This is a genomic window from Amycolatopsis alkalitolerans, assembly GCF_006152065.1.
In the GTDB taxonomy this organism is placed as follows: Bacteria; Actinomycetota; Actinomycetes; order Mycobacteriales; family Pseudonocardiaceae; genus Amycolatopsis_E; species Amycolatopsis_E alkalitolerans.
The window spans coordinates 307215-326517 of sequence record NZ_VDFW01000004.1 but is presented as its reverse complement, the minus strand read 5'-3'; the positions used below and the strand labels follow the sequence as shown (position 1 = coordinate 326517).

The window sequence follows — 19303 nt, the reverse complement described above, 5'->3', positions numbered from 1 at the left end:
GCTCCGTTTCGTTCGTCTTCGAATCAGTGCGCGAGAGCGCCGCCGTCGAGCACCAGGGGGTGCCCGTTGAGGTAGCCGAGGCGGCCGGTGGCAAGCAGCACGACCGCCTCGGCTATGTCGTCGGGGCCGGCGACCCGGCCCATGGGGATGTCCGCGAGCACCGCCGCGCGCAGGTCCGGCTGGTCCAGCCGCCAGGCCGTCATCGGGGTGTAGACCATGCCCGGGCAGATCGCGTTCGCCCGGATCCCGCGCGCCGCGTAGTCGACCGCGATGGATCGGGTCAGCATCAGCGCCGCCCCTTTCGAGGAGGTGTACGCGCTGCGCCCGGGGAAGGCGACCAGCCCGGCGACCGACGCGATGGTGATCACGTGGCCACTGCCCCGCCCGAGCATCACCGGCAGCACCGCACGGCTGCACAGGAACGGGCCCCGCACATTCACCGCGTGCACCCGGTCCCACTCGTCCACCGGCGTCTCGTGCAGCACGGTGGCCGACCGCGAGCCGGTGATGCCCGCGTTGTTCACCAGCACGTCGATCCGTCCATAATCGGCGACGACCGCGGCTACGGCGTTGTCCACATCAGACTGGTTGGTGACGTCGCAGTGCACCGCGAGGCAGTCCACGCCGGACGGTGGGGCGAGGTCGAGCACAGCGACCTCGAACCCCTCGGCACGCAGCGCGCCGGCGCTGGCCAGGCCGATGCCGGACGCCCCGCCCGTGACGATCGCGACGCCGGCGCCCATCACAGGTCCACGAGCTCGAGCTTGCCGGCCCGCAGCCGGGACAGCTGGATGAAGTGCTCCGGGTTCAAGAACAGCTCGGAGAGCTCGGCCATGTCGTCGATCGTCCAGCCCTCGGGCCGCCGGATGAGGTGGTCGATGTACTGGAACGCGTCCTTTGCGCCGAACCCGACGTGGTGCGCGCCGACGATTCGCCGGGAGTCGGCGTCGATCAGGAGCTTGAACCAGCCCGACAGGAGCGGCCGCGTGAACGCGTACAGCATCGAGCCCTCCGCGGCCGGCAGCGGGAACGATTCCGGGTCCGCGTCGTCCGGGGGCATCTGGAGCTTGATCACCTTCGGGTACCGCGCCTTCGCCTCTGCCTCGCTCAGGCCGCACCAGCTGACCTCGTAGGTGGTGTGCAGGAAGTCGGGGTACTCGGTGAAGTCGTACTCGTAGTGCTCGCCCATGATGTTGCGTGCCGCGGTCATCCCGCACTTGCGCGCCTTGAACATCTCCATCGGCGGGCCGATCAGGTCGCCGACGGCGTACACGGACGGCACCGACGTCCGCATCGTCGCGTCGGCCACGACGAAGCCGCGCTCGTCGACCTCGAGCCCGAGGGCGTCGTACATCTTCAAGTCCGGCCGCTCGCCTGTCCCGACGAAAACGAAGTCGCTGTCCACGTCGACCGTGCGCCCGTCCGCGGTCCGGTAGCGCACGCCGGTGACCCGGCTGTCACCGAGCACCTCCACCGGCTCGGCGCCCTCGACGACCTCGATGCCGCGGTCGACCATCATCGCGACCACGTAGTCGCGCAGGCCGTCGTCGACGTGGTGCAGGCCGGCGGTGCTCATCAGCGGGCTGCGCGTCAGGATCGTCGTCTGGCAGCCGGTGGCCTGGAAGAACGAGCCGTACTCCAGCGCGACCTTTGAACCGCCGATGATCACACAGCGTGTCGGCTCGTAGTCCAGCCGCTCCACCAGGCTCGCGAAATCGAACACGCCGGGAAGATCGATGCCGGGGATGTCGGGCACAACGGTCCGGGCGCCCGTGCACAGCACCAGGTTCTCACCCTGGAACCGCCGTCCCGCCGCTTCGACCGTGTGCTCGTCGAGAACGGTCGCCGGAGTGTTCAGCACGAACTCCAGGTCCAGCTGCTCCTTGGACTGCCAGTTCATGACCGCGTGCGGCAACGAGCGGCCCCGCTTGAACAGCTCGACGACCTCGGTGATGCGGGCCCGCGACGAGTCGAACTCACCGAACCACAGCTTGCCGGACAGCTGCCGGGCCAGGTCCAGCTCTCGCGCGCACTCGGAGAACAGGTGATGCGGCACGCACGCCTGGTGCGGGCAGGAGCCGCCGAGGAATGGCCATCGATCGATGATCAGCGCCCGTCCGCCGCGAGCGCGGAGGTACGCCGCGCCGAACCGGCCGGACGCGCCGCCGCCGACGAAGATCGCATCGTAGGGCCGGCTGGTGCCGGGGTCGACATTCCACAGTGGATCGGTGTTGTCCTCGGCGTGATCCACGATGTCGTCGATCAGCAGCGCCCACTCACCGACCGTCAGTGGCTGCCCCGGCTCGCCCCGGTCGGCGCCGGGTGGCTCGCCGAGACCGCTTATGCGCGCGCGCAGTGCGCGGAACCGGTCGCTGGGGTTGCGTACGTCGATCATCGCTGATCCTCCTCGTTGGCACCTGCCACAAGGATTCGCGGTCAGCGATGGCTGGGGGCACGTCACCGCGGGACGAAATCGGCCGGAAAGCTGACCCCGCGGGATCAGGCCCGGCCGGGCCGCTCACGCGACGCCTGCAGCGTGGTCCAGGCACGCGTGGCGAGTTGGAGGTTGAAGTGCACGTCCGGATCGTTGATCTCCAGCCCGGTGAGCTCGCGGATTCGCTGCAGCCGGTACTTCAACGTGCTGCGGTGCACCGACAACCGCGAGGCCGTCGCGTCGTAGTTCCCGCCGTGTTCCAGGTACTGCGTCAGCGTGGCCACGAGATCCGCACCCCGGCGGGCGTCGTAGTCGATCAGGCACCCCAGCCACTCCCGGACGAAGGCGTCCACTTCGGAGAGATCGGAAACCGAGGCGAGCATCCGGAACACCCCCAGCTTCTCGTATTCGCACGCCCCGTGGCCGACGCGCAGGGAGCGCTGCAGCCGCACCGCCATCTGGGCCTCTCGCAGCGACCTCGGCAGCTCGGAAGGGCGTTCGCACACCCCGCCCACGCCGACGGTGCACTGGCCACCGCCCAGCTCGGCCAGGACCGCCAGCCGCATGGCCTCCCAGCCGGTGTCGGACCCGGTCACCACGACGATCGAGCCGGACATGGTGTCCATCAGCGGGCCGAGCCGCTTGTCCCGGACAACCCGCCGCACCGCGTGCAGCAGGCCGTCCTCGGACCGGGTCCGGCCGCGCCCCTCCACCACGACCACCCGGTGCGGCCGGCGCAAGTCGTAGCCCAGCGCCTCGGCGCGCAGGTCGGCGCTTTCGTCATCGGTGCCGGTGAGCAGGTCGTGCACGAGGTCACGACGCAGCCGCAGCTCGGCCTCCGCGATCCCGCGCAGCCGCGCCAGCTCGACCGACAGCACGGTCGCCGCGTGCTCCAGCGCGACCAGGTCGGCGCTGTCGGCCTGCCGGGCGGGGTCGATGAGCGAAAGCACCCCGAGTACGTCCGGCCGCGGCGAGGCGAGCACGGTCAGCCTCGCGCCGTCACGCACCGGCCGGTCGGCCCGCATCAGCCTGCGCAGCAGCTCCTCCCGGCGCGCATACGCCTCGCGCGGGTACGGGTCCGGCTGGTCCGGACCGCCCCATGCACGTAGGTTGCCGTGCCGGTCCTCGATCGCCACGGGCAGGCCAGTCAGCTCGTGCAGCGCCTTGGCGATGCCGGCCTGACCCTCGGCGGACACCGCGACCCTGGTGAGCCGCTCATGGATGGCCATGCTGCGGCGCAGGGTCGTGACGGTGCCTTCGAGACGCGCGTTCGTGGCCACCAGCTCCGCCGCGCTCGCCCGGGCGCTCGCGTGCAGCCGCGCGTTCGACACGGCGACTCCGGTCTGCTGCGCCACGGCCTGGATCAAGAACCGGTCGTCGGCCGTCGGCTGCTCATCGCTCACCGCGATCAAGCGTCCGAACACACCGGCGACACTGCGCAACGGACAGGCCCAGCCCCAGGCCCAGCCGGGCAGGCAGACCTCGGCCGTCGCCCCCTCCATGTCCGCGAGCTGCTCGGCCAGTCCCGCCGGCATCGGCGCCACCACGCCCTCGGCGCCGGTGCGCCACGAGCCGTCGCTGAATGCGTAGCCCTCGATCCGCCAGCGGCCGAAGGCGGGCGCGGCGGAGGCGGCCAGCTGCAGGATGCGCTTCTCGTCCACCGCCTCGGTCATCAGCACCGAGATGACCAGCAGCGCGCGCAGGTTGCCGAGCAGGTTACGCAGCGACAGCTCGGTTTGGTCGGACATCAGGCCTGGGTCTGGCGGAGGAACTCGTCGGGTGCGACGTAGTACGGGTTCTCCACGAGCATCCCGCCGATCAGCACCTTCGGATGGGTCTTGACCACTTCGGCGACCACCTCACCGCTGAACCGGTCCAGGTCGTACAGGCACAGGATGGCGGTCGGGTACCCGGCCGCCACCTCGTTGAGCTCGGCCTCGTACCGCACCAGGTCCTCGACGCCGGGCACGTCGCGCAGCGCCCAGGTCATCTCACCGACCACCCGGCAGAACGTGAAGCCGAGCTGGGCCGCCTTGTCCAGGTGCTCGCACCAGAACTGCAGCATGTGCTTGCGCGTGAACGCACCACCGGCGAGGTAGCTCGTCTCGGACAGGTGCACGTCGAGCTGCCGGTCGCGGGCGCTCTCCTCGGCGAGGTTCGTCACCCCCTCGGCGGCGCCCGGCGAGTCGACAACGCACACGCACTTGTCGCCGGCGTGGAGCCCGGCTCGCAGGTACGGGTGGAGGACCTCGTCGCGCCCGAGTGCGCCGCGGTAGAACACGCAAGCGTGGTCCCCCGGGGACAGGACGAGCTCCCGCAGTCCGGTCTCGATCGCACCGCTCACCGTCACCACCGCCTTGTGGTCAGGCCAGAGATACGCATAGTACGGCCGGGAGACGCTTCGTGGTTACCTCTGGCGGGGCGAAACCCGGCGGGCCCGTCGCCCTGACAGGACGAACCCGCCGGACCGCGTACCTCTACTTCTCCAGCTCCGCCCGGACGATCGCGGCACCGTCGACCAGGGCCCGCAGCTTCGGCTGTGCGATCATGCGCGGCAGGTTGATCAGCCCGCAGTCGGTGGACAGCCCGAGCCGCTCGGCGGGCACGTACTCGAGCACCTGGCGGATCCGGTCCGCGACCTCGTCCGCGGTCTCCGTGATCGTCGACTTGACATCGATCACGCCGGCGACGAACGGCTTGTTCCAGTTGTTGTCGAACAGCGGCTTCAAGTCGTCGGGGCCGGTGCGTCCCACTTCGTAGTTCAACGCGTGGATGTCGGCGTCCAGCACGTGCGGGAAGATCGCCTGTGCCCGTTCGGGCGCGGGCGCGTCGGAGGCCCGCTTGTCGAGGACGAAGGCGCCGAATTCGGTGTTCGTCTCGTCGGGGTAGTACGCGGGCGTGCCGGAGTAGTTTCCCCAGCAGGTGTGCACCCAGAACTGGCAGTCCACTCCAGACACCGCCGCGTTGAGCGCCTCGATCTCCCAGTCGCCCATACCGTACGGCCACACGAACTCGTCCAGCTGGATGATGTCGCAGCCGTTGTCCCCGAGCTCCTTGAAGTCCTCGTTGAACGCCTTCGCCAGGCCAAGGGCGACTTCCTTGGTGTCCTTGTAGTACAGGTTGTTCGTCGCGGCGGCGATAACACCGAGCCCTGTGTAGGAGACCTTGACGGGCCTGTCCGTCGCCTTGCGGACCGCCCGCAGTTGTGCGAGGTGGAACGGGTGCTCGCGCTCGATCTCGCCCACACACGTCGGCGAGTACAGCGTCGAGTAGATCGGCAAGCCGATCGGCGGACCGGACAAGCGGTAGCCCTTCATCCGCTCCAGGTAGTAGTAGAGGATCGTGCCATACGGCGAATCACCGCCGTAGACCTTGCCGTCGCAGATCACGTCCAGCCCGGCCGACTCCTGGTCGTGCACGATCGCACCGATGGCGTCCTCGAACGCCTCGCGGCTCACCGCGTCGAAGATGAACTCCCCCTTGGGCACCGTCGCGAACGCCTGCCCGTCGTACCAGCGTGGGTTCGGATAGTTGCCCACCATCGTCGTGGGCAGCAGTACGTCCTGATTCCCTACTCGCATGTCCGCTCCTTCGAGGTCACGCCTGCAATGCCAGCCGACGGTATGGCCGGTGAGGCGGCGAAGGCCTCCGCACCGAAGGACGGTTCTGCTCGCCCGAATGCCTCTCGGGGGGCGAAAACGGCCCTGGCGCCGGCCGCATACCTCGGTGTCCTGACAGGACGAATGTCCGCCGTCGGCTCGTCCGTCCAGAGCGGTGGCACGGCCGGCCGCGATGTCCAGCATGGTCGGCATGACCACCTCAGCGACCCGACCGCCGGCGGCGGACACCGATGTTCGATCCGAGGTCGGCGCCATCGTCGACCGTGCCCGCGCCGCGATGGGCGCGATCCAGCACTACACGCAGGAACAGGTCGACGCCCTCGTGACCGCGGTCGCGTGGAGCGTCGCGCGGCCCGACCACGCGGAGACCCTCGCCCGGATGGCCGTCGACGAGGGCGGATTCGGCAATTACGCGGACAAGGTCGTCAAGATCAACAAGCGGGTCGTCGGCGTGCTCGGCGACATGACCGGCGTCGCCACCGTCGGCGTCGTCGAGTCGGATCCCGAACGGGGATTGCAGAAGATCGCCAAGCCGGTAGGTGTGGTCGCGGCACTCATTCCCACTACGGGGCCGGACGCGACGCCTCCCGTGAAGACACTGTTCGCACTCAAAGGCCGCAATGCGATCGTGGTCGCGCCGCATCCGAGGACACGGCGGAGCACCGAGGCCGTGGTCGAGTACATGCGGCAGGCCTGCGCCCAGGTCGGCGCCCCGGCCGACCTGGTCCAGTCCATGCCCGAACCATCGCTACCGAAGACCCAGGAGCTGATGCGGCAGGCGGACCTGGTCGTGGCCACCGGTGGCGCCGGCATGGTGCGCGCCGCCTACAGTTCCGGCACCCCCGCCTACGGCGTGGGGGTCGGCAACTCGGTGCACGTCGTCGACGACACCCTCGACGAGGCGGGGCTCGCCGACGCCGTCACGTCGATCGCCACCGCCAAGACCTTCGACTACGCGACCAGTTGCCTGGCCGACAATGCCATCGTGGCGCACGAGTCGGTCTACGACCGGCTGCTCGCCGGGCTGTGCGACGCCGGCGGGTTCCGCTGTGATGACGAGCAGAAGGCCGCCCTGCGCGAGGCCATGTGGCCCGACGGCGGGGAGATCCCGAGCATCGAGGTGGTCGCCAAACCGGCGTCCGAGATCGCCGCGCTCGCCGGCTTCACGGTTGGCGAGCGGGACACGTTCCTGATCGTCGAGGAGTCCGGTACCGGGCCGGATCACCCGTTCTCCGGCGAAAAGCTGTCCGTGGTGCTGGCGCTCTACCGCTACTCGGGCGGGATCGACAACGCCGCCAAGCTCGTCAACGACATCACCGCCTACCAGGGGCTCGGCCACACCTGCGGTATCCACACGTCCTCCGACGCCAACGTCGGCGCACTCGCGGCGAGCACGAAGACAGCGCGGGTACTCGTGAACCAGAACCTCAACGAGGGCGCGGGCAGCGCGCGCAACGGGCTGCCGTTCACCCTCAGCCTGAGCTGCGGAACGTGGGGCGGCAACATCACCACGGAGAACGTCAACGCCCGCCACTTCGTGAACCTCACGTGGGTGTCCCGGCCCATCGAACCGCGCCCGATCAGTGAAGAGCTCCTGTTCGGTGCTCACTGGGCGCGTTACGGGCGCTGAGCTCGTGGCGGGAACCACGACTCGTGGTGGCCCCGGTAGCATGACCGGCATCGTGCCCTTGTGTCCGAAAAGGACCACAGACGGCCGGGATGTCCTATGCGACACCTGACCCGATTACCGGGCCCACACACGTGGTGCGCTAGAACCAACTCGACGTTCCTTGAAGAGCATGGCGGGGGCCGAGTTGGAGAGAGTGAGCTCGCTGGTGAAGCGCGCCGGTGTGAAGGTGCTGGCGCCGGCCGCGCTTCTGTTGGTGCTGGCGTTCATCGCGCACGGGTTTCCGAAACATCCGTCCGATGTGGATGTCTACCGGCTCGGGGCGCAGACCTTCCTGCGCGGCAGGTCGATCTACACCCAGCTGCCCGTTTCGACCTTCGGCGGCGCGCTGCCCTACACGTACCCGCCGTCGTCGGCGGTCCTGTTCGTGCCGCTCGCGTTGATTCCGCCGGCCATCGGCTTCCCGCTGCTGACCGCCGCCACGTCCCTCGCGCTGATCCCGCTCGTGCTGGCCTACCGCGACAGCTCACCCGACCTGCGCGGGTTGCTCGCCAAGCCGTGGGTGGTGCTGGCCGCCGCGATCGCCCTGCTCGTCGGGCATCCCGTGGCGAACACGATCTACTGGGGCCAGATCAACGTGCTGCTGATGCTGCTGGTCGCCCTGGACTGTCTGTCGCCGAACCCACGTTGGCCGCGCGGCCTGCTCATCGGCATCGCGGCCGCGGTCAAGCTGACCCCGGCCGGGTTCGTGCTCTTCTTCCTGCTCCGCAAGGACTACCGGGCCGTGGCCACGAGCGCCCTCGGTTTCCTGGCGCTGACCGCGATCACCTTCGCGCTCGCACCCAGCGATTCGGTCTTCTACTGGACGAACCGGGTTTTCCACGCGACCAGCATGAACATCGGCGGCCCGCTGGCCAACGAATCGGTGTTCGCGAGCCTGCACAAGCTCGGCCTGCACGGCACGGCACTGACGCTGACCGGCGCGCTCACGGTGATCGCCGTCGTGGTGATGGCCTGGCTCGGCACCAGGCGGGCGCTCACCGACGGCGAGTTGCCACTCGCGCTCGGCGTCAACGCCGCCGCAGTGCAGCTGATCTCGCCGATCTCCTGGTCGCACCAATGGGTACTCGCACTCCCGACCGCGGCCGTCGTGCTGGCGAGCGGTTACCGGCGCCACGATCTCCGGCTCCTGATCACCGGCGGAATCGGGGTCGCGATCATCTGGCTGGCCCCGCATTACTGGATGCCGCAGAACCCGGCGGTCTGGACGATTCCGGAAAAGATCGCGGGCAGCACTTACCAGCTCGCCGCGCTGGCGCTCCTGGCCGTCACGAGCTATCGCCAGCTGGCCAAGCGGCCGCCGCGCCGGCCACGCACCGGATCGACCGGCGAGCTCGATTTCGAACTCGCCGCTTGACGACGTCAGCGCGTGTCGAGGCTCGCGATCAAATGGCCGAGGTCGCGCCGGTGCGAGGTCGCGGGCCAGACGGCCCAGGTGCGCCGGACAATGGGTTCCCGGCCAGCGGCGACCAGGTGGCGGAATCGGGCATCGGCTGTGACCAGCCGGGCGGTGCCAGCGCGAAGGCACCGCCCGCGGTCACGGTCGCGAGCTTGACGTCCGCGATCAGGGATTGCCCCGCCGGTGCGGCCGGGCCGATGTCGAGCCCGTGGCTGCGGAAGATCGCGACGATCTCGTCGTACCACACGGGGCTGCCCGACCTCGGGAACCCGACCCAGTCCAGACCCGCGAGTTCGGCGAGCCGGAGCCCGTCCGGCCCGCCGAGCTTCGCCGCGAGTTCGGTCGCCAGCAGGACACCGAGCGGTTCCTCGGCCACCAGCACCGCGTCGAGGTCGTGGCCGATCGGGTGCTCGCGGACCAGCCCCACGTCCAGTTCGCCGTTCGACAGCGCGGCGAACTGCTCGGCTGTGGACATGTGCAGCCCCCGCACCCGCGTCACGCCTCCCTCGAGCGGGACGACCGCCGAGTTGGCGCGGATCTCGCCCGCCGCGAAGTTCACAGTGGACACCGACGGCGGGTAGCTCGCCGGCGCGACGGTCAAGTAGGTCGCCGCGGTGGAGTCCAAACCGGTCACGTTCAGGACGACCGCGGTCACGTCGGCGGGCACCCGGCCGCGGTGAAATCGATCCCGATCCCGCTTCTGGCCTGGATCTTGCCGAAGGCGCGGCTGTCCATCGCGCGAACCGGGACGATCGGCGTGTACGTCGAGCCCGCGGTCACGGCGGTTGCCGCCGCGGCGGGCACCACGAAGGGCCCGGCCGTGAAACCGTCATGAAACCGTGGCGAAGGCGGCGCCCCAGATGCTGAAGGCATGTCATCCACAGCGAACGGACCGGCCATCGAGGCGTCCGGGCTCAGGAAGGCGTTCGGGGATCAGGTGGTGCTCGACGGCATCGATCTGCGGGTTTCCCAGGGGACGATCTTCTCACTGCTCGGGCCGAACGGGGCCGGCAAGACGACGACGGTACAGATCCTGTCCACGCTGATCGGTTTCGACGGGGGTCGGATCCGCGTGGCCGGGCACGATCCGCGGACCGAGCCCGACGGCGTCCGCGCGGCGATCGGCGTCACCGGGCAGTTTTCCGCGGTCGACGGCCTGCTCACCGGCGAGGAGAACCTGCTGCTCATGGCCGATCTGCACCATCTTGGCCGCCGGACGGGCCGCCAGCGCGCCGCCGAACTGCTGGGGCGGTTCGATCTCGTCGACGCCGCGCGCAAGACCGCGAACACCTATTCCGGCGGCATGCGGCGGCGGCTCGACCTCGCGATGAGCCTCATCGGCGAGCCGCGCATCATCTTCCTCGACGAGCCGACCACCGGACTCGACCCGCGCAGCCGCCGCACCGTATGGCAGATCATCCGCGAGCTGGTGACCGGCGGCGTGACGATCTTCCTCACCACCCAGTACCTCGACGAGGCCGATCAGCTCGCCGACCGGATCGCCGTGCTGGACAAGGGAACGATCGTCGCCGAAGGCAGCCCGGCGGAGCTCAAGCGGCTCGTCCCCGGCGGCCACATCAGCCTTCGTTTCACCGATGTCCACGAACTCGGCAGGGCCGCCCGCGAGCTCGGCGGGCAGCGTGACGACGAGGCGCTCACGCTGCAGATCCCCGGCGACGGCGGGGTCAAGTCGTTGCGCGCGCTGCTCGACCGCTTCGACGCCGCGTCCATCGACGTCGACGAACTGTCCGTGCACACCCCCGACCTCGACGACGTCTTCCTCGCCCTCACCGGAACTTCGAAGGTGGCGGCATCATGACCCACGCACTGGCCGATTCGGCGACGATGCTCCGCCGGAACCTCAAGCACATGATCCGCTACCCCAGTATGAGCGTGCAGCTCGCCGGTATGCCCGTGCTGTTCCTGTTGCTGTTCGTGTACGTCTTCGGCGGCACGCTCGGCAACGGGCTCGGCGGGTCCGGCGGCCGCGGCGCGTATGTCGACTACGTGACGCCGGGGATCATCCTGATGGCGATCGCCGCCGCCGCGACCGGCACCGCGATCAACGTCGCGATGGACATGACCGAAGGGATCATCGCCCGGTTCCGCACCATGGCCATCGCCCGTGTCTCGGTGCTCACCGGGCACGTGGTCGGCAGCCTGATCCAGACCCTGATCAGCATGATCATCGTCGTCGGGGTCGCGCTGCTCGTCGGGTTTCGGCCGTCCGCGACCCCGCTCGAATGGCTCGCGACGCTCGGGGTGCTCGCCATGATCACGTTCGCGTTCATCTGGCTGTCGGTCGCGCTCGGCCTGGCCGCCAAGAACGTCGAGAGCGCGAGCAACCTGCCGATGCCGCTGACCATCCTGCCGTTCCTGGGCAGCGGGTTCGTGCCGACCGACTCGATGCCGGCCGGTCTGCGCGCGTTCGCCGAATACCAGCCGTTCACGCCGTTCATCGAAACGATCCGTGGGCTGCTGATGGGCACGCCGATCGGCGCCAACGCGATCATCGCCGTCGCGTGGTGCGCAGGCATCGCATTGTTCGGCTACGTGTGGGCGAAAAGGCTGTTCAACCGCGATCCCTCAAGGTAGCCAGCGCGGCGGCCTGAAGCTCAGCCGTGTCAAGGCCGGCGTACGACGAGGCCACCTCGGCGTACGCCGGCTGCCCGGTTTCCGGGGGCAGTGACATCGTCGGCTGGAACTGGCGCAGGTACCGGAATCTCTCAGCCAGCGCGACGAGCCGGAGTCCCGAACGCTGGTGGCCGCGGGCGAGATCCGCTCTGCCGAGCGCCAGCAACAGCGCGCCATACAACGGAAGGCCCGCCAGATACGACGACTCGTCCGGGATGAACTCGGCGAGCAGGCGCGACAACGCCCGCGGAAGTCCGGCGACGAGGTCCTCGACGAGATCGAGCCGGCCGTGCCGCGCGTGGGCGACCACTGCGACGGACTTGAGCTCGAGCGACCACGGTTCGAGCTCGGACTCGGTGCGCGCACCCGGCACGGCCATCTCGCCAACGAGTTCCACCGCACGCCGCCACGACGCGAGACCTTCGTCGATCTCGCCACGAGCCAGCGCCAGTTCGGCGCTCACGGCGACGTCGAACGAGCCGTAGGCGAACCGTTCGTCGGCACGCCTGGACGGCGTGGTGTTGAACCAGCGCTCCGCCTCGTCGACCGCCCCGGCCTGCAGGCTGGCGAGCACCATCGACCACCGGAAGCCGATCTCGTCCAGCCACACGCCCAGCTCCTCCTGCAGCACCCACGCCTCGCGGATGTACGGCAACGCTTCCGCGCCCTCGCCGAGATGCATGTGGATCTCGGCGAGCCGGAACAGGGCCAGGATCCGCATCCAGGGGTACTCGCCCGAGGCGAACACTTCGAGCATCCGCTCCGCCGCGGCGCGCGCACCACTCATGTCGCCCACGTTTTCCCAGAGATAACTGACGACCGCGTTCGCGTACCCGGCCAGCAGCGGCTCCGGGCTGTCACGCAGTTCGTTCAGGCGGTCGATCTGGACGAGTCCGGCGGCGACGGCCCGGATCAGCGTGTCCGGCGGCGCGGGCGGGAGCTTGTGCAGGACCAGTAGCGTGCGCATCGCGCGTGGGCCGCGGACGGTGAACGCGTAGGCGGTGCACAGGGCCGCGGCCGCGCGGGTGACCTCGACGAACTCGGGTTTCGGGTGGTAGTGCGACAGCAGCCGGCCGACGTCGTCGATGAGCGGCGCCATCCGCCCGTAGTTGGTCTCGAACGTCCACAGCACCGCGAGCACGGCGGCGACCGCGGCGACGGTGTCGCCGTCTTCGCGCTCGACGGCATACCGCAACGCCTGCAACAGGTTGTCCTGTTCGACGCGGATCAGCCCGGTGGCCGGTGCGGGATCCGGGCCGAACGGTGCCTCATAACAGGCGAGCCCGAATTCCCTTGCCCAGTCCAGGAAATCCTCGATGACCCGGTCGTCGGTGCGTTTGGCCGCAGCGAACTCGCGAACGGTTTCGAGCATGCGGAACCGCGTGCCGGACGGGGTGTCGGAGACCTTGAGCAGCGACTGGTCCACCAGCTCGTCCACGCTCGCGCCGAGACGGTGCGCGCCGGCCTCGGTGAACCCGCCGGGGAACACCGACAGCGTGGTCATCGCCGTCTGTCCACTTAGGTCGAGAAGCTGCCAGCTCCATTCGACGACGGCCTCCAGCGTCCGGTGCCGGGCAGGGGCGTCGCGTGCGGCCCCACGCAGCAGGGCGAACCGGTCGGTGAGGCGCCGGGCGACCTCGGCGACGGACATCGTCCGGACCCGGGCGGCGGCGAGTTCGACCGCAAGCGGCAGGCCGTCGAGGTGGCGGCAAAGGTCCTCGACCGCTTCCGCCGGAAGGTCCACGCCGGGGCGCGCGGCCCGGGCGCGCTGGGCAAACAGCTCGACCGAGGTCGCGAGGTCCAGCTCGGGCAGCAGGTACGCCGACTCCGACGACAACCCGAGCGGGGCGCGGCTGGTGGTGAGCACGCGCAGGTCGCGCGTCATGGACACGAGCGCCCGCACGAATTCCGCCACCCCCGTGACGACGTGCTCGCAGTTGTCGAGCACGAGCAGGGCCGGCCCGAGCGCCTGCGCGATCATGGCCACGACCTGCCGGGTTTCGCCAACGCCAAGTACGGACGCGATCTCGCCGACGACGTCCTCGTCGCGCGAAACGCCGGCCAGCGGGACGAAATGGACGACGCGCTGATCCGCCTCGCGGGCGACGGCATGCGCGAGCCGCGTCTTGCCGAGCCCGCCCGGGCCGACGACCGAAGTGACCCGCGCCGTGCGCAACAGGCCGAGGACGGCGGCGAGATCGCCTTCACGGCCGAGGAAGTCGTTGGGCTCGTGCTGGACCCCGTGCCGGACCGCGGGTTGAAGCAGCCGCTGGTAGAGGGCTTGCAGCTCCGCGCCCGGGTCGATCCCCAGCTCGTCGCGGAGGGCGCGACGGTAGGTCTCGTACCTGGTCAGCGCCGCGGACGACCCCGCGCTCGCGGCTTCACTCCGCAGCAGCTCGAGCAGGACTTCCTCGTCGCGAGGCCGGTCGTGAAAGGCTCCCGACAGCACGTCGACGGCCTCGGCGTGCCGTCCGAGCCGGGCCAGCGCGAGCGCTCGGGCCCGGTGCAGGGCTTGGCGCGCCGACGCGCGATCGGCACGCAACTCGGCGAGTGGGTCGGGCCCGGTCTCCGCCTCGCCCTCCCAGAGCGCGAGGCCCGCTTCGGCCTCGCGGAGGGCGGCGGACGGATCGGCGTGCTGGGTGGCCGCGGCGGCGAGGCGCACGACGGCGGCGGCGTCGACCTGGTCCTCGGTCAGGGTGAGCCGGTACCCGGCCGGGGTGCGGGCGACGGTGTCGGAGCCCAGTTGGGTGCGGGCGCGGGAGATGAGGATCTGCAGCGCCTTGGCCGGATTCTCGGGTTTGTCGTCGGGCCAGAGCCGGTCGATGAGGCGGGCGGTGCTGCAGCCCGTGCGGAGGTCGGCGGCCAGCAGCGCGAGGAGGTTACACAGGCGCGGACCGGTGATCTCCCGCCCGCGAAACGCGACGCGCGGCAGCAGGACCAGCTCGGGGCTCACCGATGCAGCGTAGCCGCGCGCCGCCCGCCCCCTCCACACCCACGAGCCCGCCCCCCCGCCGCCCGCGCGTCCGGCCCCTGCCGCCCGCGAGTCCGGCTTTCCCTGCCCGTGAGTCCGGCTCTCACCGCACGCGAGTCCGGGCTCTCACCGCACGCGAGTCCGGCTCCCACTGCGGGTGAGTCCGGCGCTCGCTGCACGCGAGTCGGGCTCCCGCGGCCGGACGCGAGTCGGAACTCAGGGCGGGCGCGGTGGGCCCACCCTGGGCGAGTCGGGCTCCCCGCTGCCCGCGAGTTCGGCCCGGGCGCGGGCGAGTTCGGCTTTCACCGTATGCGAGTTGGGCTTTTGGGTGGGCCACCGTCCACATCAGACCCGTTCGAGGGTCACCCGGACGGCTCTCGCAAGATCAACAGGTGCGGCGTGGCCGTTAGAGTCCGCGCGATGACGGCACTCGGAGTGAGTTACCTCGGTGACCGCGCCCATCACGAACGGTTCGCCCGCGACCTCGCGCAATCCGCCTCCTTGCGCTGGACCGGCTCGCCGAACGACGCGGACATCGTCCTGCTCGACACGCCCTGCACCGCCGTCGCCGGCGCCGCCTTCCTGGTGGTGTGCCCGCGAGACGAGCCATCGGCGACGCTTCCTCCCGGGATACGTGGGGTGATCAGCTGCGCGGCCACGTCGTCGGCGCGGCTGCTCGCCCTCGCCGCGGGGATCAGTGACGTCGTCGCTCCGCGGCCCCTCCTGAGCACCGTCGAGATCGAGGTGCTTTCCTGCGCCGCCGCGGGGCTGAACCTCGAAGACACCGCACGGAAACTGGACCTCACGACGGCCGGCGCCCGCTCGGCGTTGACCTCGGCCAAACGGAAGCTCGGTGCCCGCACACGCGCCAACGCCGTTGCTCTGGCGCTCCGCCACGGCCTCCTCCGCTGAGCCCCGGCCGCGAAAACCGAACTCACCGTCCGCGAAAGCCGGACTCACCCGCACCGAGAGCCGGACTCGCGGGTGGGGAGAGCCCGGCGCGCGGGGGGGTGAGGGGGCGGGGAGTGGGGGGTCAGGTGAGGGTGATCTTGCCGCGGGCGTGGCCGGTTTGGCTCAGCTGCTGGGCTTCCGCCGCCTCGGAGAGCTGGAACGTCGCCGCATGCTGGATGGTCAGTGCGCTCGCGGCGAGGTCCTGGAGCACCTCAGCGGTCGTGTCCTCGGCCGTACCGCCGGAGAACCGCACCCCGAGCGAAGCGGCCGCCGGATCCGCGATGGTCAGCACCCGATCCGTCCCGCCGCGCAGCTCGATCGAGTCCGGCAGCGCACCCTGCCCGGCCGCGTCGAACACCGCGTCCACCCGATCGGTCAGCGCGCGGACCCGCTCGACGAGCCCCGGACCGTAGCGCACCGCCGTCGCCCCAAGGGATTCCACGTACTCCGGCGATCCCGCCGTCCCGATGACGCGCGCCCCCGTGCGACCGCGAGCTGCGTGGCGAGCGATCCGACGGCGCCGCTGGCACCGTGGATCAGCAGCACCTCACCCGGCCGCACCCCGAGCTGCCGCAGCCCGCGCAGCGCCGCCTCGCCCGCGACGGGCAGCGACGCTGCGTCCCGCCAGGACAGCGCGCCCGGCTTGCGCGCCACCACCGAGGCGAGGGCGTACTCGGCATACGCACCGCCCAAGGCCCAGCCGAACACCTCGTCCCCCACCGAAAACGCGGCGCCAGGACCGATCGCGTCGACGACCCCGGCCAGCTCCTGTCCGGGCGTACGCGGCCCGGCCAGCGGCTTGCCACCGGCGAACAGCCCGGCGCGGATCTTCCAGTCGACGGGATTGACCCCCGCGGCCCGCACGGCCACGCGCACCTGCCCGGGACCGGGCTCCGGCACCGGGACCTCGACGATCCGCAGCACCTCGGGCCCGCCGTACTCGGCGAACTGGACCGCCCGCACGGGCTCAGACCTCGGCGAGCTGGACGTCGATCCGCAATTCCTCACCGGCCGGCGTGAATTCGAGGGCCTCGACGTTCCCAGCCGCGCGCAGATCGCCGCCGATGGATGTGAGCGTCTCGACCTGGCCCGCGGGACCGGCGATGCGCACCGTCTCGACCGGCGACCGCATCGAGCGCTTCGCATCGCTCTTCGCCTTACGGATCGCGCTGATCGCGACGCTGGCCAGCGTGATCACGTCGGACGAACCGTCGACCGCGCCGGCCGGAACCGGCCACTCGGCCGCATGCACCGACGTGTCGTGCCACCACGACCAGGCCTCTTCCGTGCAGTACGGCACGAACGGCGCGAACAACCGCTGCAACGACGACAACGCCTTCCGCAGCGCGAGCCGGGCCGACTGGGTCGGCGCGCCGCCCTCTTCGTCGTACGCGCGCTGCTTGATCAGCTCCAGGTAGTCGTCGCAGAAGAACCAGAAGAACCGTTCGATGCGCTCCAGCGCCGTCGTGTACTCGAAGGCCTCGAGCGCCTCGGTCGCCACCCGGATCACTTCGTCCAAAGTGGACAACATCGCCTGGTCGAGCGGCTCCGTGATCCGCGCGTCCGAAGACGGCTCCGGGAAGCCCAGCGCGAACTTGCTCGCGTTCAGCAGCTTCGTGGCGAGCCGGCGGCCGATCTTCATCTGGCCCTGGTCGAACGCCGTGTCCGTACCAGGGCGCCCGTTCGCCGCCCAGTACCGGACCGCGTCCGGGCTGAACTGTTCGAGCAGCCCCAGCGGGGTCACGACGTTCCCCTTGGACTTGCTCATCTTCTTGCGATCCGGATCGAGGATCCAGCCCGAGATCGTCGTGTGGTACCAGGGCAGCGAGCCGTTCTCCAGCTGCGCGCGCAGCACCGTGGCGAACAGCCAGGTGCGGATGATGTCGTGCGCCTGCGGGCGCACGTCCATCGGGAACGTCTGCGCGAACAGCTCCGGGTCCTCCTCCCAGCCGCACGCGATCTGCGGCGTGAGCGAGGAGGTCGCCCAGGTGTCCATGACATCCGGGTCGCCGGTGAAACCGCCCGGCTGGTTGCGCTGCTCGGCGCTGTACCCGGGCGGCGCGTCCGAGGACGGGTCGATCGGCAGCGTGTCCTCGCCCGGCACGATCGGCGCGGAATAGTCGGGCTCACCGGCCGAATCCAGCGGGTACCAGACCGGGAACGGCACCCCGAAGAACCGCTGGCGGCTGACCAGCCAGTCCCCGTTCAGACCGCGGACCCAGTCGTCGTAGCGGGCCTTCATGTACGCCGGGTGCCACTTCAGCTCGGCCCCGCGCTCGAGCATGACTTCCTGGTGCTCGATCGATTTGATGAACCACTGCCGGCTGGACACGATCTCCAGCGGCTTGTCGCCCTTCTCGAAGAACTTGACCGGGCGGACCGTCTTCTTCGGCTCGCCGTCGAGGTCACCGGACTCGCGCAGCATACCGACGACCCGCTCGCGCGCGGTGAACACCGTCGCCCCGGCCAGCTCGGCATACGCCTTGCGGCCCGCCTCACCGTCCAGCCCGGCGGGCGGTTCGGCGATGATGCGGCCGTCGCGGCCGATGATCGTGCGGGTGGGCAGCTTGAGCTCACGCCACCACTGCACGTCGGTCAGGTCGCCGAAGGTGCAGCACATCGCAATCCCCGCGCCGCGTTCCATCTCCGCGGCCGGGTGCGCGATCACCGGAACCTCGACGCCGAACACCGGCGAGGTGACCGTCTTACCGAACAACTCCTGGTAGCGCTCGTCGCCGGGATGCGCGATCAGCGCGACACACGCCGGCAGCAGCTCCGGCCGCGTGGTCTCGATGTACACCGGCTCGCCGCTGGGCTTGTGGAAGCTGATCCGGTGCCAGGCGCCGGCGTGCTCACGGTCCTCCAGTTCGGCCTGCGCGACCGCGGTGCGGAACCCGACGTCCCACAGGGTCGGCGCCTCGGCTTGGTACGCCTCACCGTGCGCGAGCAGCCGCAGGAACGCCAGCTGCGACACGCGCCGCGCATGCTCGCCGATCGTGGTGTACGTGCGCGACCAGTCCACCGACAGCCCGAGCCGCCGCCAGGTCTCCTCGAAGGCCTTCTCGTCCTCGGTGGTCAGCAGCTCGCACAGCTCGATGAAGTTGCGCCGCGAGACGTCCTGGACCGGCCGCTCGCCCTTCTTGACCATCGGTTCGGGCGCGACGAACTCCGGGTCGTAGGGCAGCGAAGGCTCGCAGCGGACGCCGTAATAGTTCTGGACGCGACGCTCGGTGGGCAGGCCGTTGTCGTCCCAGCCCATCGGGTAGAAGACGCGCTTGCCGCGCATCCGCTGGAAGCGGGCGACGATGTCGGTGTGCGTGTAGGAGAAGACGTGGCCTACGTGCAGGGAACCACTCGCGGTCGGCGGCGGTGTGTCGATCGAGAACACCGCGGCTCGCTCACCAGGAGCGCGGAACCGGTAGACGCCGGTCTGCTCCCACTGGTCCGCCCACTTGACATCCAGACCGTCCAGCGCGGGGCGGTCGGGCACGTTCGGCGTGGTCTCGGACACGCGTTCTGCCACCTCATCCAGTACGAACTGCTTGATTGGGGATGGATACAGCTTAGCCGGGAGGGTTCAGCTCATTTTTCGGTAGGCACCTTGTCC

The 19303-nt window shown here is 70.1% G+C and carries 14 protein-coding genes and 1 pseudogene; 5 read left to right on the top strand and 10 right to left on the bottom strand.

Features of this window, described 5'->3' with window-relative positions:
- Positions 1-23 precede the first annotated feature (23 nt).
- The 5 genes from FG385_RS07490 to FG385_RS07470 all read right to left on the bottom strand — a co-directional run bounded on the left by FG385_RS07490 (position 24) and on the right by FG385_RS07470 (position 6015).
- Positions 24-743, bottom strand: coding sequence for an SDR family NAD(P)-dependent oxidoreductase (locus FG385_RS07490; RefSeq protein ID WP_139095868.1), 720 nt, complete (start codon positions 741-743; stop codon positions 24-26).
- Positions 743-2395, bottom strand: coding sequence for an FAD-dependent oxidoreductase (locus FG385_RS07485; protein WP_200834336.1), 1653 nt, complete (start codon positions 2393-2395; stop codon positions 743-745). Before FG385_RS07485 ends, FG385_RS07490 begins: the two co-directional genes overlap by 1 nt.
- 104 nt (positions 2396-2499) lie before the next feature.
- On the bottom strand, positions 2500-4182 hold the full coding sequence (locus FG385_RS07480; RefSeq protein WP_139095867.1) for a PucR family transcriptional regulator: 1683 nt from the start codon (positions 4180-4182) through the stop codon (positions 2500-2502).
- Positions 4182-4778, bottom strand: coding sequence for an MEDS domain-containing protein (locus FG385_RS07475; RefSeq protein WP_200834335.1), 597 nt, complete (start codon positions 4776-4778; stop codon positions 4182-4184). Before FG385_RS07475 ends, FG385_RS07480 begins: the two co-directional genes overlap by 1 nt.
- A 133-nt stretch (positions 4779-4911) precedes the next feature.
- The gene (locus FG385_RS07470) at positions 4912-6015 is read right to left on the bottom strand and encodes a cobalamin-independent methionine synthase II family protein (protein ID WP_139095865.1); all 1104 of its coding nucleotides are present in this window, start codon (positions 6013-6015) and stop codon (positions 4912-4914) included.
- A gap of 229 nt (positions 6016-6244) precedes the next feature.
- Between FG385_RS07470 and FG385_RS07465 the strand changes: the two genes are divergently transcribed.
- Positions 6245-7684, top strand: a complete 1440-nt coding sequence (locus FG385_RS07465; RefSeq protein ID WP_139095864.1) for an aldehyde dehydrogenase family protein — start codon at positions 6245-6247, stop codon at positions 7682-7684.
- A gap of 193 nt (positions 7685-7877) precedes the next feature.
- A complete protein-coding gene (locus FG385_RS07460; RefSeq protein ID WP_235022431.1) occupies positions 7878-9098 on the top strand; it encodes a glycosyltransferase family 87 protein in 1221 nt (406 codons plus the stop codon).
- Positions 9099-9126: 28 nt separating this feature from the next.
- Here the strand turns inward: FG385_RS07460 and FG385_RS07455 are convergent, their stop codons facing one another.
- Together FG385_RS07455 and FG385_RS33800 are read right to left on the bottom strand one after the other, a co-directional pair.
- The gene (locus FG385_RS07455; protein WP_235022430.1) at positions 9127-9795 is read right to left on the bottom strand and encodes a LysR substrate-binding domain-containing protein; all 669 of its coding nucleotides are present in this window, start codon (positions 9793-9795) and stop codon (positions 9127-9129) included.
- Positions 9792-10013, bottom strand: coding sequence for a hypothetical protein (locus FG385_RS33800; protein WP_160148741.1), 222 nt, complete (start codon positions 10011-10013; stop codon positions 9792-9794). Before FG385_RS33800 ends, FG385_RS07455 begins: the two co-directional genes overlap by 4 nt.
- Here FG385_RS33800 and FG385_RS07450 point away from each other — a divergent pair.
- Complete coding sequence (locus tag FG385_RS07450) at positions 10012-10959, top strand: ATP-binding cassette domain-containing protein (protein WP_139095862.1); 948 nt, start codon at positions 10012-10014, stop codon at positions 10957-10959. The genes FG385_RS33800 and FG385_RS07450 overlap by 2 nt on opposite strands.
- Entirely contained in the window at positions 10956-11735 is a 780-nt protein-coding gene (locus tag FG385_RS07445) for an ABC transporter permease (RefSeq protein WP_139095861.1), read from the top strand. The genes FG385_RS07450 and FG385_RS07445 overlap by 4 nt, the downstream gene beginning before the upstream one ends.
- Here the strand turns inward: FG385_RS07445 and FG385_RS07440 are convergent.
- Positions 11713-14727: an ATP-binding protein gene (locus tag FG385_RS07440; protein WP_139095860.1), complete on the bottom strand. Its 3015-nt coding sequence runs from the start codon at positions 14725-14727 to the stop codon at positions 11713-11715. The two genes, FG385_RS07445 and FG385_RS07440, sit on opposite strands and share 23 nt — an antisense overlap.
- A 438-nt stretch (positions 14728-15165) precedes the next feature.
- Here FG385_RS07440 and FG385_RS07435 point away from each other — a divergent pair, with 438 nt between their 5' ends.
- The gene (locus FG385_RS07435; protein ID WP_160148740.1) at positions 15166-15657 is read left to right on the top strand and encodes a helix-turn-helix transcriptional regulator; all 492 of its coding nucleotides are present in this window, start codon (positions 15166-15168) and stop codon (positions 15655-15657) included.
- Positions 15658-15778: 121 nt separating this feature from the next.
- On the opposite strand, the pseudogene FG385_RS07430 reads toward FG385_RS07435, so the two are convergent.
- A pseudogene (locus FG385_RS07430) lies at positions 15779-16659 on the bottom strand (NADP-dependent oxidoreductase).
- A 4-nt stretch (positions 16660-16663) separates the two neighbouring features.
- Positions 16664-19207 (bottom strand): valine--tRNA ligase, encoded by a 2544-nt coding sequence (gene valS / locus FG385_RS07425; RefSeq protein ID WP_139095858.1) that lies wholly within the window; start codon positions 19205-19207, stop codon positions 16664-16666.
- Positions 19208-19303 lie beyond the last annotated feature (96 nt).

Coding starts and splice junctions, on each gene's coding strand:
- FG385_RS07490 (WP_139095868.1), bottom strand. CDS start 743: ATGGGCGCCGGCGTCGCGATCGTCACGGGCGGGGCGTCCGGCATCGGC.
- FG385_RS07485 (WP_200834336.1), bottom strand. CDS start 2,395: ATGATCGACGTACGCAACCCCAGCGACCGGTTCCGCGCACTGCGCGCG.
- FG385_RS07480 (WP_139095867.1), bottom strand. CDS start 4,182: ATGTCCGACCAAACCGAGCTGTCGCTGCGTAACCTGCTCGGCAACCTG.
- FG385_RS07470 (WP_139095865.1), bottom strand. CDS start 6,015: ATGCGAGTAGGGAATCAGGACGTACTGCTGCCCACGACGATGGTGGGC.
- FG385_RS07465 (WP_139095864.1), top strand. CDS start 6,245: ATGACCACCTCAGCGACCCGACCGCCGGCGGCGGACACCGATGTTCGA.
- FG385_RS07450 (WP_139095862.1), top strand. CDS start 10,012: ATGTCATCCACAGCGAACGGACCGGCCATCGAGGCGTCCGGGCTCAGG.
- FG385_RS33800 (WP_160148741.1), bottom strand. CDS start 10,013: ATGCCTTCAGCATCTGGGGCGCCGCCTTCGCCACGGTTTCATGACGGT.
- FG385_RS07445 (WP_139095861.1), top strand. CDS start 10,956: ATGACCCACGCACTGGCCGATTCGGCGACGATGCTCCGCCGGAACCTC.
- FG385_RS07435 (WP_160148740.1), top strand. CDS start 15,166: ATGACGGCACTCGGAGTGAGTTACCTCGGTGACCGCGCCCATCACGAA.